Below are 14,723 nucleotides of genomic sequence, written 5' to 3' on the forward strand. Positions count from 1 at the left end.
GTTTAGTTCCCCGAAACACCCAACGCGCATGGCAAAAACACACCGGACACCGAGGTGGAAGACAGATCAGCCACGTCGGAAAAAAAACGGAAACCCTGGAAAACACGAGCCGGTTCGGAGGATATTACCGGGTATGCGTGTGCTCTATGCAAATTTCACAACGTTCATAATCTGTAAAAAACGGATATGTAGTATCGGATTACCAGGGACCACCATCCAATGAACGTTTCTGCAATTTCGGGCCCGATTTTTAAAAATCATGACTGCAAAGGTCATGCAGAGTGCCACGACCGGCTCCTGTCTGTACTGGAAAGCATGCCCGCGGATATCACCATCCACGAGCCGGTGCAGGCAACCCGTTCCCAGCTGGAAAGGGTCCATGTCCCGGGATACCTGACATGGCTTGAACGACAGTGTGTTAAGCACGTTGACTTCTGCAGTCTCGATGAATACGCGTATTCCGGGGGATACTTCGAGAACAACCAGCTGGTCCCGGGGTATATTGATCCGAATACCTACATCAACCCCTGCTCGTACGAAGTTGCCACGTACGCGGCCGGGTCTGCGGCAGCGGCGGTCGAATACGCCCTTTCCGGAGAGCGCTGCTTTGCCCTTGTCCGGCCCCCGGGCCATCATGCCGAAGCGGACCGGGCCATGGGATTCTGCCTCCTGAATAATACCGCCGTTGCTGCGGCAGATGCCCTCAAGTCCGTTGACCGGGTAGCGATCATTGACTGGGATGCCCATCACGGCAATGGCACCCAGAATATTTTTTATGAGGAGGATCGCGTACTGTACTGTTCCGTCCACCAGAAGGATTTCTTCCCCCACACGGGCCTCATCGAAGAGATCGGCACCGGCGCGGGAAAAGGGTTTACCATCAACGCGCCCCTTGAGCGCAATTCCGCAATCGCCGATTACCTGCTCACGTTCAGAGATATATTTATCCCGGCATTCCGGAGATTCCGTCCGGGTCTCGTAATTATATCCGCAGGACAGGATATCCTGGAAGACGATCCCCTGGGTTCCATGAAACTCGGGCCGGCCGATATCGGCCTCCTCACCCATCTCGTTCTGAAAGCCGCAGACTGCCCGCTCGCTCTCATCCTTGAGGGGGGATATGGCCCTTCCCATGGGGCTGCCGTGAGATCTGTCTTTGACGTACTCAAAGGAAAGGTACCGGAAGAAAACACTGCCGGAAAACCGGGACAGAAAACCATTGAAACAATCAGTCTCCTCAAAAAAATCCACAACCTGCAGGGATAACCCAAACGATAGTTCCTCGCAGTCGGATCCTTAAGACCAATCTCCACCTCTCAAAACCCGGTGATCAAACCGTTAAACACAAAAACTGGAGCGCACAAAGGACACTATGGACCAAAAGACACGAATCCTGATCGTTGCAGGACTCATCATTACCGGGGTTGTTTTCTTTATCAATATCTATGCAGCCGGTATTGTCTTTGTTATCCTGGCTGCCCTTGTCATGACACTCCTCATCATGCAGGACAGCGCATCCCTGCCGGATATCGTGGCTGAACTCAACCCGGATGCAAAAGGGATCACCATCCGTAATTCGGGAAATGCAGTTGCACAGAAAATCCATGTTGCACTGGTTCCAGAAAATATCGAGTTCGATCTTGATTCGCTGCAAGCGGATGCAATTTCTGTCCGTCAACTGGAGAAGATGGTTGCTGAGGTAAAGGTTGTCATCACCTTTGAGAACGAAAAAAACGATACATTCTCCCGCACCTGGCAGTTATCGTCAAGTGGTGAGAGTTATGATCCCCTCAAGCCGATGATCCCGATCTTCCGGTGGAAATAAAACCGGATTCTGCGAATCATGGGTGTCCCGACAGGAAACCCTCCCAATTTTAAGATTTGATTCACCATACTTCTTTTTTTTTTTCACCGCGGGTTACAGGCCGGCGTTCCGGCGCATGGGCTGAACTTCGGCCCCTTCGAGATTTCCGGCTGCCCAGGTATACCGCTCCCGTATCACATCGGGAAGATCCTTTTCCGAGATCAGCTGGAACCCGAAGCCGGTATAAAACCCGACAAGATGCCGGACTGCATACATGAAGAGATTGTCATTATGGCAGGCTTCAACAAGCGCACCCACCGCAATCCGGGAATATCCTCTGCCGCGATACGTCTCCGGAGTGAAGATACCATCCACTTCCACCCCGTCAGGATGACGCCGGCACCGTGCAACGGAGACGGGAGTTGAGCCGGAGAATACTGCAAAAATCCGGTCATGGGACGGATCCCCTTTCGTTTCGTGGTAATCCATCCAGATCTCGTCCGCAAGATGGAACTCGTCTGCCCGTAGTTCCCGAACAGTACATGGTCCGGAGAATGTTGAACGGACATTTTGTTGAAATTCCTTTGACGCCATGGATGAGGGTGGCTGAGGGGGATCCATACTCTTCACGCTCCCATGCCAATAATCCGGTAGCCTTCCGGAGGTATGATGATCTCGAACCGTGCACCTTTCATATATATCCCGGTCTCACGGATTTTCATGCCGGTTAAGGACAGGATCTCGTGGGACAGGGACAGCCCGCGCCCGAAACTGTCTTCCCTCTGGAGGAACAGCTGCTCCTTTTCAGCATCCGCGATGCCGGTCCCGTTGTCCTCAATAACGATAGCGCATCCGTTGTCGCGGATATGGTAGGTGATGATCACGTTTGTCACACCCGTGGATTCCTTGAGTGCATTGTGGAGGAGATGGTAAAAAACCCCGGACAGGTGCGGGTCCGAAAAAACTTCGAGACGCTCGGTCCAGGCCCTCATTTCCGTCTTTCCGAAATCCAGCTGGCCTGCCGCTTCAGTAATTGCCTGCTGCACGGGAATCCATGAGGGAGGCGTAGTACCGATATCCCGGAATTCCCGGGATATGTCGATCTGGTGTTTGAGACTGTTTGCGGATTCCTTGATCTCGGAGATGAAGGCGATAATACCCGGATCCCGGAATTTCATCACCCCGAGCCGGAGCTGGCCGTAGAGAACAGCAAGTATCCTGGACATGTCGTGGCGGAGGATCCCTGATATTGTATTGAGCCGGTTTCCGGTATTCTTGAGAGCCGACTCAGTCATCACCTGGTCGGAGATATCCCGGACAGATTCGATAGCACCGGTGACATTTCCCCGGGCATCCAGGAGAGCAGTGGCCGAGAACCGCAGGTACACCCCCCGTTCACCATGAAAATGCGGGAGATATGATTCCGCGACAAACCGACGGGATTCGCGGCGGACGGACGGGTACTTTTTTAGGATACCCTCCTCATTTTTCAGGATCAGGCCTGCGAGCATAGGGCGCCGTTCGCTGTAGAATGCAAGGGAATATTCATCATTCATCCGGCCCAGCACTGCAGCTTTGGGTTTTCCGGTCATCTCTTCAACGGCCCGGTTCCACGCAATTACTTTTCCTTCGTGATCGATGGCAAAGACAGGATCGGGCAGGAATTCTATGATATCCTGGAGTTTTTGTTCGGATTCGGCAAGATTCAAAGAGAGAAAGGCCACAACGCTGCCAACAAGCACAAGGATTGCCATGCGCGTGAAGGTTTCAATACCAATCAGTGTATTGACAGGAACTGACAGGAAAACGAGGAGTGCGTAGCCAGCAGCAATGCCTACCGAGAAACTGAGCCCGCGTCGGGGATACCAGTAAGAGGCCAGGATGACCGGGAAATAGAGCAGGTGGGAAAGAACGGCAGTGAGGCCGGCGGTCATGCCAAAGAGGTTTACCCCGAGAGTGATAGCGGTCAGTGCAATCAGCACCAGGATGCGTCGGCTGTGAACGGGATCGCCGTTATGAGAAAAAGCGGGGATATGCATGATGAAAAATCCTGCGTATGTTTTTTTCGCTGTCAACGTGCAAAAAGATTGCCGCAGATACAACAGGTCCGGACGAGAATGAACGGAATATCCCTTTTTAACTGCGCAGCTGCCCGGATCAGATCTCGCGATCTGTGCCCTTCATTTGAAAGTCCGTTCTATCGCATCCTGATGAGTTAGGATTCCACCCGGCCCGCAGTGCGGATTGTCCCTGCAGGACACCGGAGCTCAAACCGTGCCCCGGAACCGGTAACCCCGGTTTCGCGGATGGTAATTGAGGTTATTGCCAGGATCTCGCGGGAGAGGAAGAGACCAAGACCGGTGTTCATCCCGTATTCGTAACTGAAAATCCGCTCTTTTTTACCGGACGGGATTCCGGCCCCGTCATCCTGGCAGAGGATGATCGTGTCCGTTCCTTCCACCGCCGTACTGAACCGGACGAGAGAAACGTTTCCCCCGTATTTTACCGCATTTTCAATCAGGTTGGAGAACACTTTTCCGATAAGGGGATCGGCATAGATCCCGGTCCCCGGAGCAATCTCGTTGATGATTGAGATCCGGTCGTGTGCCTGATTCTTTCCCGCAGTATCGACAAGTGTTGAGAGATCCTGCCACTGGGGGGACTTGATCCCGACTTTCTGGTAATCTTCCGTGAACCGGACCGAGTTTAAGGTCTGGGTCGTGATCTGGGATGCGGCCGCTACATGTTCCCATGCCTTGACCGGATCCCGGGTGCTTAAGGAAAGGGCAGATTCGAGCGACTCGTGCTGGCTGTTGAGCTGGTTGATCACATCGTGGCGCGTGATGCTTGCCATGAGGTTGAGTTTTTTATTTGCCTCATCAAGAGCTTTTTCAACTCTCCGTCGTTCAAGATTCTCCTCTTCGAGCCGGGTGTTGGATCGTTTGAGATCGGCAATTGCCTGCTGGATCTGCTCATTCACCGCGTTGAGCCGTTCCCGGGCCTCTTCCAGTTCAACATTTTTTCGTACCGCCACTTCGTACGTTGAGAGGAGGATGCTTAAGATCTGGACCCTGCTTGCGGGAATGATGTGGGTTTTGCTGAAGAGGGTTATTTTGAGAGGCTGGGCTGGACCATCCGGGTCAGGCTGTTTCATGGTTTTGAGGATACTGCAGATCCGTAACTGGACATATTCCGGGTCAAAAGGTTTGATAATAAAATCATCCGCCCCGGACTCAAGGCCCTTAATCACGTCAACCGGATCGAAGAGCTGGGTGACAAGGATAACCGGAATTGAGGCGGTCTCTTTGTTCTGCTTGACCCGGGAACAGAGCTCATAGCCATCCATCTCGGGCATAACGATATCGGAGAGGATGATGGACGGCCGGTCCTTTGCAAGCTGTAAGAGTGCATCAGAACCGTTGTCAGCAAGGGTGACGCGGTATCCTTCATTCTCAAGAATATGGCGTAAGTATTCTGCCTGGGTCCGGCTGTCCTCGACAAGCAGGATTGTTATCATTCGGTTGTTTGGGTTTTCCATTCAGATTCTCCCCCGGGTTACCGCCCGGACTGACGGGCGGTTCTTAACAGGTCCTTAACAATAGTTTGCAGGTCATTCTTTTCAAACCCGCTCTTTACCACGTAGGCGTCTGCCCCGATCGCGAGCCCGTGCTTCTCGTCCTCCACAGAATCAAGGGAGGTAACGAGGATGACCGGTATCGATGCGAGCCGGCTGTCGGCACGGATCTTCTCGGTCAAGGTAAAGCCGCTCATCCGGGGCATATCAACATCGGAAACCACCATATCAAACATCTCTTTTTTGAGCAGGGCGAAAGCCTGCATCCCGTCTATTGCCGTCTGGACATGGTAACCTTCCCGTTCAAGAACCATCTGGAGAAACGTCCGGGACGTAACAGAATCTTCAACAACCAGGATCCGCTGCGCATCCGGATCTGCATACACCAGCGGGGCCGGTGTGACCGTTGATTTCAGGGCTTCCTGGATCAGGTCGGGCGTATCGAGGACAAGGGCGATCGTCCCGTCCCCGAGGATTGCAGCTCCGGCTATCCGTCTCACCCGGCGGAGCTGGCTTCCGAGAGGCCGGACCACAATCTCCTGGACCCGGATGATCTCGTCCACGATACATGCTACCTGCCCGGCTCCGTACGCGATGATGACAACCGAGAGCGGCACATCCCCTCCGCGCACAATTCCCGTATGAGGTGTCGAAAGGATCGCCGAGAGATGGACAACATCGATCATCTCGTTCTGGAATGAGAGTACGGGCCGGTTTCCCTGGAGCACGATAGCATCCGGCCGTGCGCGGAGGACCTGCCGGACCTGCTGCATGGGAAGGACGTAGACCCGGTTTCCCGAGCGGACCACGACCCCCCGGAACGTCACCAGCCTCACGGGAACGCGCATCACGATGCTGGTTCCTTTCCCATCCCCGGACGAGATCGTGACATCCCCTCCCAGTCGGGTTACGGTGTCTTCGACAATAGCCAGGCCAAGACCACGGCCGGAGATCTCAGATACGTTCCGGCTGGTCGAAAGCCCGGAGCGGAAGATCAACCAGATCGCTTCGGCATTGGTGAGCCGGGCTTCCTCGCGGGCAGTGATAAGGCCGGTCCGGACGGCAGTTTTCCGGATAACATCGGCATCGATACCCGCCCCGTCATCGCTCACTTCGATACCAACCCTGCCACCGGAAAGGGGAAACACCGTGATCTGAACCCTGCCGCGAACGGGTTTGTTCCGGGCGGACCGTATATCGGGCCACTCGATCCCGTGGTCGATGCCGTTGTAGATCAGGTGCATGAGCGGATCCTTGAGGGCATCAAGGATACGCCGGTCAACTTCAATCTCCACACCCTCGGTCACCAGTTCAACCTGCTTTCCGGTAGTCCTGGAATATTCCCGGACCAGCCCGGGAAACGGTGTGAGTATGCTCGAGACCGGCAGCAGTACCGCATCATGGATCAGGTCCGAGATCTCCGATGTGCTGGTCTCGAGGGCCGACCGGTCGCGTTCAGTGGCCCGGATATGTGCGTCCAGGTCGTGCTGGAGATGCGTCACGAACTCACGGTCATAGTCCATGAATTCGATCAGCCGCTGGAGGGGCGGCAGGAGATCGGGCGGGATGCTGGTCTTCCGGATCCCGGATGCGGTCTCGCGGATCAGGTACAGGTCGGATGAGACAAGCGTGTGGTTCCATCGCCAGAGCGCAAAACGGCCCATCATCTCTTCGAGTTCCCGCATCCGCTGCGTGATGAAGAGGCGGGTTGTGAGAAGATCATCCGATCCGGCAATGAGCCGGTCGAGCTTGTGGGTGGCGATGCGGACCGTTCCGCTGTCAACCCCGGACCGGATAGGGATCCCGGCTGCGGCGGGGTTGAAAAGATCCTGGCTGTTCGTATCCTGTCGTGCAGTCTCTTCCGGGGACTGAGGCTGTCGTTCCGATAACGGCATGATGACTTTTTTGGGGGGCTGGCGCGGTTCACCGGAAACCGAACGGGGACCGGAAGCCGTGGATCCAGAAACGGGAACCGGTTCCGGAGCCGTGCTCCCGCTCCCTGTGCCCTCTTTTCCGGTAAGGGCACGGAGCGCCGACACGATGCCCACCGGGGATACATCGGGACGTTTCTCCCCAAGGAGAAGACATTGTACAACTTTTATTGCCTGGAAAAAGATGTCGAAGGCTTCCGCATCCGGAATAAATGTCCCCTTTTTCATCCGGGAAAAGACCGTCTCAAGGTTCTGGCAGACAGATTCGATCTCCTTCTGGCTGACTGCCCGGGCTGCGCCTTTCAGGCTGTGGGTTGTCCGATAGATGCGCTCAATAAGCCCGGGGTCCGCCCCGGAGCCTGCGCTCTCCAGCTCCAGGAGCAGGGTCCCCATTACGCCAAGATGTTCTTCGGCTTCTTCACGGAATGTGGCAAGAAGCCGTTTCTGGAACTCAGCATCCGGGGAGGTCATGGGAGGCCAGGTTACACATGGTACTGCACCGTGAGTTTCTTTAACCGGAGGCCCAGTTCGTGCAGGTCTTCTGCGGTCTTCTCAGCCTGTCGCGTGATCTGGAGGTTTTTCTGCGCAGCATCGCGGATCTTTTCCATGGCAAGCGAGATCTGGTCCATGCCGGCAGCCTGTTCGTGAATGGACGACGCGATCTCAATTGCCTGCCTGGAGGATTCCGCGGTTGAGCGGGTGAGAACTTCAATTGCTTCCCGGGCATCACTCGTCAGCCTCACCGCGTCTGCCACAGAACTTGTTCCGCGCTCGGTCGAGATCACCGTAGAGGACACACCCCGCTGGATATCGGTAAGGATTGTCCGGATATTCGCCGTTGCCTGCTTTGACTGCTCGGCAAGGTTGTGGATCTCATGGGCAACCACGGCAAAGCCTTTCCCGAACTCGCCGGCTTTTGCCGCTTCAATAGAGGCATTCACGGCAAGCAGGTTGGACTGTTCGGAGATATCAGTGACCGTTGCGATGATCTCCCCGATTGCCTGGCTCTGTTCGGAGAGCTTGATGACGTTCATGCCAATCATATCCATCTGCCGCTGGATATGGTTCATACCGTCAAGGATCTCCTGCACGGATTTCTGGCCGTCAACGGAATCGTTGAGGGCGTTGACTGCTTTTTCGGAAACCTCTTTGGTTTTCTGGTTGATGAGATCGGTCTTTGTCCGGACGCTCTCGACCGTGTCGGAGGATTCATTGACCGTTGTCGCGGTCTGGGAACTGGCCGTGGATAACTGGGTGGTGATTGTCAGGATCTCGCTCGACGCTGATGAGAGAACCGAGATTCCTTCATACAGTTCCTCGTTGATCAGCTTCATCATCCGCTGGAGCTCGATACCGATCGTGTTGAGGGCATCGCGGTATGCAACAAATTCGCCGGCAACCGGGATCTTCTCATCAAACCGGGCGGTAAGGTCACCGGACGCATAGAACCGCGCAAGCCGCATGGCTTCGTTCACCGGCTCCGTGATCGTCTCAAGCGTCTTGTTGAACCCGGCAATGATCATCTTGTACCCGCCACGGAACGCTTTCTCGTCGCCCCGCACGGACAAGTCGCCGGCCCGGGCCGCATCGGTGAGCTTGATGGTCTCCCGGTGGAGATGGTCCAGTGAATCAACCATCATCTTGAGCGCCGGCCGTATCTCGTCCTGGTCGTCAACGGGTTCCGAGAAACGCTCGATATATTCACCGTTTGCGATCTTCTTGATGCCCCCCACCACGTTAGTCTGGAGATCGTCAGCAAACTCATCCATAGTCGCGGACATGGTACCTATCTCATCCTTGCGCCGGATATTCAGCCGGGCGGATAAGTGGCCGTTCCTGAGCTCCTTGATCATCACGACCACCTGCTGGAGTGGCCCGGATATCGAACGGCCGAAGAGGACCGCAACGACAATACCGATCGTCATCGACCCGAGAACGAGAGCAAATATCGTATTGCGTATGGTATCTATCGGGCCGCTGAAATCGGGCAGTTCCGCACGCGAAACTATGTACCAGTCGAGCGGCTCGTAATAGGTGTACGCGTCAAGAACCCGGGTCCCGTTCACCTCATGGGGAACTGCACCCTCCTTGTTCCGGAACATCTCCCTGACATAATCTTTGTCGGCCCAGTTCTGTCCTTCAAGACTCGGGTGGACGAGCACGTTTCCCTCGCTGTCGAGCACGTACATGTACCCGTGCGTGCCCACGACCGTCTCCCGTATACTCTTTTTCACGACATCAAGGGTCTGTCCTTCCTCGGTTCCGACAAAGAGAACCCCGATAACCATTCCCTGGGAATTCCGGATCGGTTCGTATGCGGTCACATAGTTCTTACCAAACAGGTCGCGGCGCCCGTAGTAGGTCTCCCCTTTATCGACCGCCACTTCATAGACATTGTCCGTGAGGTGGGTACCGACGGCCCTGTGTCCATTCGAGTCAAGGACATTGGTGGAGATGCGGGCCGCGTAGGTATTGTTGTAAACCTGGAAGACCGTGGCCGCACCCCCGACAAGCGACTGGACTTTATCAACAATCTCAAAATTGTCGTTCACAACATATTCGTTGCCTTTACTGTCGACAAGGGTCATCTTGTCCTTGATGATCTGGGGGGTTCCCTTGCCATAAAAATTCTGTTTTGCAACGTTCAGATCACTGTTGACCTTATTCCGCGTGAGCTTGTACACATCGTTGGTCCAGCCTTTCATGTCCTGGACCTGGGTTTCGAGAAGAGTCTGGATCTGCTCGTTGATCACTGTGCTTGAACTGGAATATGCCACAAGGCCGAGCAACAGTGTCGGGATGATGGCGAGAAACAGGCAGATTACCAGAATCTTGGTCCCGACTTTCAGGTTGGAGAAAAACTCGAACATTTCCTGACTCCTTAAACACCGGATGATTCTGCTGATTGAATAAACTGACGCCATGTCGGATAAACATAATGATCCTGTTCTCTGCCGGAACCGGCAGGAGATCTCGGATACTGTACTCACGGGCCCGGACGCGTCAACGGAATTCTCTCAATTGCATTCAAGAGCGTTTCGTTGTCGGGCAAACGATATTCTTCGGGAGGATTGCACGCGGTTCACGGATGGTGAAAGGTTGTTTACGATTTTTAAAAAAATGTGTGCAGAGGGGAATTATTTTGTAGTGTTTTTGTAGTGCCAAACCTTTTTTCTTGTTTACGTTTTTTTATTGTTTGATTTCTGAAAAAACCAGGTATCATCCTGCGGAAATCCGGTTACCCGTAATTTCCCGCAACAGCCGGTATGAGTATGAGGGGAAACCTCCTCTTTTTCCAGACAGAGTGGCAACCTCGGGATCCAAGATACCCGACACATCGGATATGGGTCGGGACCGGGGGGGTTACGCGGGGGGATGAAGATACACTATTCCGGGCTCAATTCTGAGTCGGATTGCCAAAAACCGGATCACCATTCCGGATTTTTGGGGATCTCATGTCCACCTCACAAAAAAATCAGATGATTTTCGGTTATTTTGCCAAAATACCCGATTTTGAGAGGATTTAAACCTGCATTTTAGCGGGCTTTTACGGGCGTTTCGTTCTGCTGCATAGATTATGAGGTGGCGAGGGCTCGGATGCCCGTACACGCGTTCTATGGCCCGATAGCGATTTCACCTCGGAGAAGCCGGTTTTAACGTCATTCCTGCCCTCTTTTCCGGGATTCCGGAGTGGGGAAATCATCCCGGTTTTTCACAGGGGAAGTCTTCGGTTTTTTCCGGAAATGTTTTTGGAATTTTTTTTCACGAGAAAAAGTCATGAAACGAACTCCGTACCGGAAAAACACCGGCCATTGTTGCTTCACGATTGATCTCCTTAAAAAAGCCGGTTTTTGTATCACACCGGTTTTAAAAAGAAAACTCACCGTGATCCATCAGATGGAAAAAATGGGGAGAGACAACCGGAACACTTCGTTGAAATGAATCCGAAGCACGGTGCGATAGCGCAAGTCCGCTGCAATGCCGGGGAGATCCTCAGGGATCCTCGATAACCATTTTGGGATCCGCAAAGAGTGCCTCAGCATCAATGACGGTCAGGAACCCGCCGGCAACTCCCTTGACATAGGTATTCCGCACCGGCACCGCACCCGGATCCGGTTGGGAGATGCTGTTGAGTCCGAGTATCCCAATCCCCGTAATGTGGTCGGCAAGGATACCGAACGACAGCGTCTTGTTTGTCACTACGATCACGCGGTTCAGGTCGGTCAACCCTTTTTCCGGGATACCAAGCAGGACGCGGAGATCCACAAGCGAGATGATCTCCCCCCGCACAACGCATATGCCCGATATATAATCCGGCGTACCGGGAACCGGCGTTATCTCGCCCGTTAAGATGACTTCCCGGATATACTGCATCTCCAGGGCATATTCCCGGTATGCCAGCCGGAATTTGAGGACCTCGACAATGGCCGTGTCGGACAACTCGTGTTCAGGCTCGGCAAGTTTTTTAGCCCGCTCCACAAGGAGGGCATTGACCGGGGAAAGACCGGTTCCGGATTCTTCCTCAACGGGTTGCAAAGGCAGACTGGTTTCACACGGGACCATTGAGCTACTGGCGAGAAGGAGGGAGAGATCCTGGACCAGTACCAATCCTTCCGGGGTTCTCAAAAGACCGGGTATACCGGATTCTGCCGGATCTGTGATCTCCTGAAGGTCAGGGGAAAGCACACTTCCCTCAATACCCGAGGTGGCATCCACCCAGAGTGCAACATCGCCATCCCCTGCATGGGCAATGATCAGCATATCAGTAAGCCGGGGCGACAGGACCTCCAGTCCGAAGACAGATCGCATCGATAGAACCGGTATGATCGTGCCATGAAGGTTTATCTGCCCGGCTTCCCACGGAGTCTTTCCGGGGTTTGCTCCCGGCCAAACCATCCTGATCACATGTGATGTTCCGGCAAGAGGGATAGCGCACGGGATCTCCCCAACTGAGAATAAAAGTTGCTGGACCATGAGTTCTCCCCGTTGATCCTGCATTAGTGCTGCTGGAATAAAAATGGTAAGGAGTTGCCTGCGACAAAATAACCAGCGGCCCGGCAAATAGTCCGGAGTATAGTATCCAAGAATTCACAGCCGCAAAAAAGGTCATGTCCCTTGAGGGGGAAAACGTTCCTGTAGATCATAGTGCTGCGGGTGTTTTTAAGAGCGGGGATGCACGGGTCATAGAATCAACAGACCTCCCGGTAGACCGTTCCCTTGGAGGATTGGACATGACAGGACCAAATCGTAGATCACGACCAACAACAGGTTCAGGCTTCAGTTCCCCAGTCAGGCCGTATCCATGCCACTGTTGCGGTCCATCTCCGCAAGAGGTGGTGCATCGAAAGGGCAGAAGCGCTCGCTGCCGGTGGTTTCCCGTCCGCAGACCGGGCAGCGCCGCACCGCGGTGTGCCGGAGAAACGGGATGATCGGGATGACGAGGCAGAGAAAGAAGAGGGGCAGGCCAATCATCCAGAGCACAACAGTCAGCACAACCGATCCCGCAACCAGGACAATACTCAGCTTCTACGAATCCACAGGTACCCTATTCAGCCGTCGTTCATCCCGGAGCATGCCAGCTCGCGGGCAGCAAAGGCCGGTAACGCATCTGCGACCGGCCCAAGTTCCTGCAGGAGATCGATACCACCGAGTTCTTTTGCAAACAGGGGAGCACCTATCCCGGCAACGATGATCTGACCGGCCCCGCACTCTGCGGCAATCTTCCGTACCTGCCCGCAGATCAAATCTTTCTGGTAATCCCAGAACCGTGCGGCAATCCGGAGCGCCCCGTTTTCACCGATCTCTTCGAGATCTGCACAGACCACCCGGGCAAGCCGGCGGAGGGACGCATCCCGCGTCCGCTCTTTCCGGTCCGGGGTGTCGCACGTATAAAGGGATGGCGTGATATGCCCCAGTACCAGATGGGCGTCAGCACTCGTGGCAAAGTACTCAGTGCTTATCGGAGTGTGGATACCATCGAGGTCAACCGTCCGAAGAAGGGTGGCGACATTGGTCCGGAGCATACCGGTATAGATGAGGTACCCGGCCTGGAGTCTCAAAAGGTCGGTGAGCCCCGCCAGCCGTAAGAACCGGCCCAGCGGAATAATGTCCGCAGTAGTGCTCCCGATATCGAGCAGGACTGCATCCGGGTATTTTTTCCGGAGATAATCAGCCGATGCCAGCCAGTTGGCAGCAGCCAGCTGGGGGACCGCATAGTCGTGAAACCGGGCATCCGTGCCGTAAAACCTGGCCGCAGGAAATGCTTTCCGGACCGCATCCACAATGAAGGCTATGCCCTGCAGCTTGTTATCAAAACAATCGGCCAGTTCCCCGCTCATCACGACCGCGGCCGGATCGTCCATGTGCCGCACGTACGGTTCGAGCAGGCGGGTGATGGGGGCATTCTCCCAGAGCGGGCAGTAGTGGATGTGGACGCCCTCCTCATCCACCACTTTTAAGTTAGCTCCGCCGACATCGATCCCGATCATACCCGGGTTACCGTCCCATGAGTGTCAAACCGTACCTGGCCCTCCAGGTGAACGGTTGCCGGGCCTTCCCCTTTGGAGGCTGCAACAAGGAGATCGGCAATCTCCTCCTTCATGCAGGCTGCAATACCGACAAGGCTCGTTGTAATCCGCGGGTTGACATCCACAACATAAACCTTGTCGGCAACCACGACATCCACGCCGCAATAACCCTGGCAGCCGAGAACTTCAACAACCTTCCTCGCAGTGCTGACGATCTCTTCTTTGCGGGCCGTTTGAACCGGGGTTTCGCCGCCCAGGTAGCGGATCAGTCCGTCCGGATCTATTTCGATATTCTGGCGGTTCACCGCAAGTACAGCCGGGGGATTGCCCTTGAAAAACAGGCAGGCATCCCCGATGACCCGGTTCGGGATGATACTCACGGAGAAGTGTTCGCCCTCGATGAACCGTTCGGCAAATTCTCCTTCACCGGCATTTCCTTCGGATATCCTGACACCCTGCGACCCGCAGCCTTTCACCGGCTTGATCACCCGTTTTCCGGCTCCCGCGTCCCCGGGGATCGGAATGCCGTGCCCGGCAAGGATCCGTGCTGTCTGCACTTTGTTTGCACAGATCGCGATCGTCATGAAACCGCAACCGAGGTTGTGTATGTGCTGTTCTAGGATCATCGTGAACCGGGAGAGAAGGTGGTCGGGCGCAATAACGAGACCCATGTCGCAGGCCGGCGCGAGCCGTTCGATCTCGGCAGCAAAATCACCCGGGCCACAGAGAACGGTCTCGTACCCGCAGCGCTCAAAACTGGTTTTCAGCACGGCAAGCATCGCATTACCCTCATCGGCAAGGGAAGGATCGTGTGCGGACGTGTATTCGGCGAGCAGGACTTTCATTGATCCTTAGTATGCGGTCTGGTAAAATTACCCTATCCGATC

The 14,723-nt window shown here is 54.7% G+C and carries 11 protein-coding genes; 2 read left to right on the plus strand and 9 right to left on the minus strand.

Annotated elements, in window-relative coordinates; translation table 11 throughout:
* The first annotated feature begins 219 nt into the window (after nt 1-219).
* Together WC598_RS08230 and WC598_RS08235 are read left to right on the plus strand one after the other, a co-directional pair.
* A complete protein-coding gene (locus WC598_RS08230; RefSeq protein ID WP_372961005.1) occupies nt 220-1,266 on the plus strand; it encodes a histone deacetylase in 1,047 nt (348 codons plus the stop codon).
* Nucleotides 1,267-1,372: 106 nt separating this feature from the next.
* Nucleotides 1,373-1,825 (plus strand): hypothetical protein, encoded by a 453-nt coding sequence (locus WC598_RS08235; RefSeq protein WP_372961006.1) that lies wholly within the window; start codon nt 1,373-1,375, stop codon nt 1,823-1,825.
* A gap of 93 nt (nt 1,826-1,918) precedes the next feature.
* Here WC598_RS08235 and WC598_RS08240 read toward each other — a convergent pair whose 3' ends face one another.
* The 9 genes from WC598_RS08240 to WC598_RS08280 form a co-directional block, all read right to left on the minus strand.
* A complete protein-coding gene (locus WC598_RS08240) occupies nt 1,919-2,425 on the minus strand; it encodes a GNAT family N-acetyltransferase (RefSeq protein ID WP_372961007.1) in 507 nt (168 codons plus the stop codon).
* 5 nt (nt 2,426-2,430) lie between these two features.
* The gene (locus WC598_RS08245; protein WP_372961008.1) at nt 2,431-3,843 is read right to left on the minus strand and encodes a PAS domain S-box protein; all 1,413 of its coding nucleotides are present in this window, start codon (nt 3,841-3,843) and stop codon (nt 2,431-2,433) included.
* A gap of 176 nt (nt 3,844-4,019) precedes the next feature.
* Entirely contained in the window at nt 4,020-5,342 is a 1,323-nt protein-coding gene (locus WC598_RS08250; protein WP_372961009.1) for a response regulator, read from the minus strand.
* A 17-nt stretch (nt 5,343-5,359) separates the two neighbouring features.
* Complete coding sequence (locus WC598_RS08255; RefSeq protein ID WP_372961010.1) at nt 5,360-7,780, minus strand: response regulator; 2,421 nt, start codon at nt 7,778-7,780, stop codon at nt 5,360-5,362.
* A gap of 11 nt (nt 7,781-7,791) precedes the next feature.
* A complete protein-coding gene (locus tag WC598_RS08260; RefSeq protein WP_372961011.1) occupies nt 7,792-10,179 on the minus strand; it encodes a methyl-accepting chemotaxis protein in 2,388 nt (795 codons plus the stop codon).
* 1,123 nt (nt 10,180-11,302) lie between these two features.
* Nucleotides 11,303-12,307 (minus strand): chemotaxis protein CheW, encoded by a 1,005-nt coding sequence (locus WC598_RS08265; RefSeq protein WP_372961012.1) that lies wholly within the window; start codon nt 12,305-12,307, stop codon nt 11,303-11,305.
* 291 nt (nt 12,308-12,598) lie between these two features.
* Complete coding sequence (locus tag WC598_RS08270) at nt 12,599-12,802, minus strand: hypothetical protein (RefSeq protein WP_372961013.1); 204 nt, start codon at nt 12,800-12,802, stop codon at nt 12,599-12,601.
* A gap of 56 nt (nt 12,803-12,858) precedes the next feature.
* Nucleotides 12,859-13,797 carry a hydantoinase/oxoprolinase family protein gene (locus tag WC598_RS08275; protein WP_372961014.1) on the minus strand — a complete coding sequence of 313 codons (939 nt, stop codon included), beginning with the start codon at nt 13,795-13,797 and terminating at the stop codon, nt 12,859-12,861.
* On the minus strand, nt 13,794-14,681 hold the full coding sequence (locus WC598_RS08280) for an ATP-grasp domain-containing protein (RefSeq protein WP_372961015.1): 888 nt from the start codon (nt 14,679-14,681) through the stop codon (nt 13,794-13,796). Before WC598_RS08280 ends, WC598_RS08275 begins: the two co-directional genes overlap by 4 nt.
* Nucleotides 14,682-14,723: the final 42 nt, after the last annotated feature.

The organism is Methanoregula sp. (assembly GCF_041645475.1).
GTDB lineage: Archaea > Halobacteriota > Methanomicrobia > Methanomicrobiales > Methanospirillaceae > Methanoregula.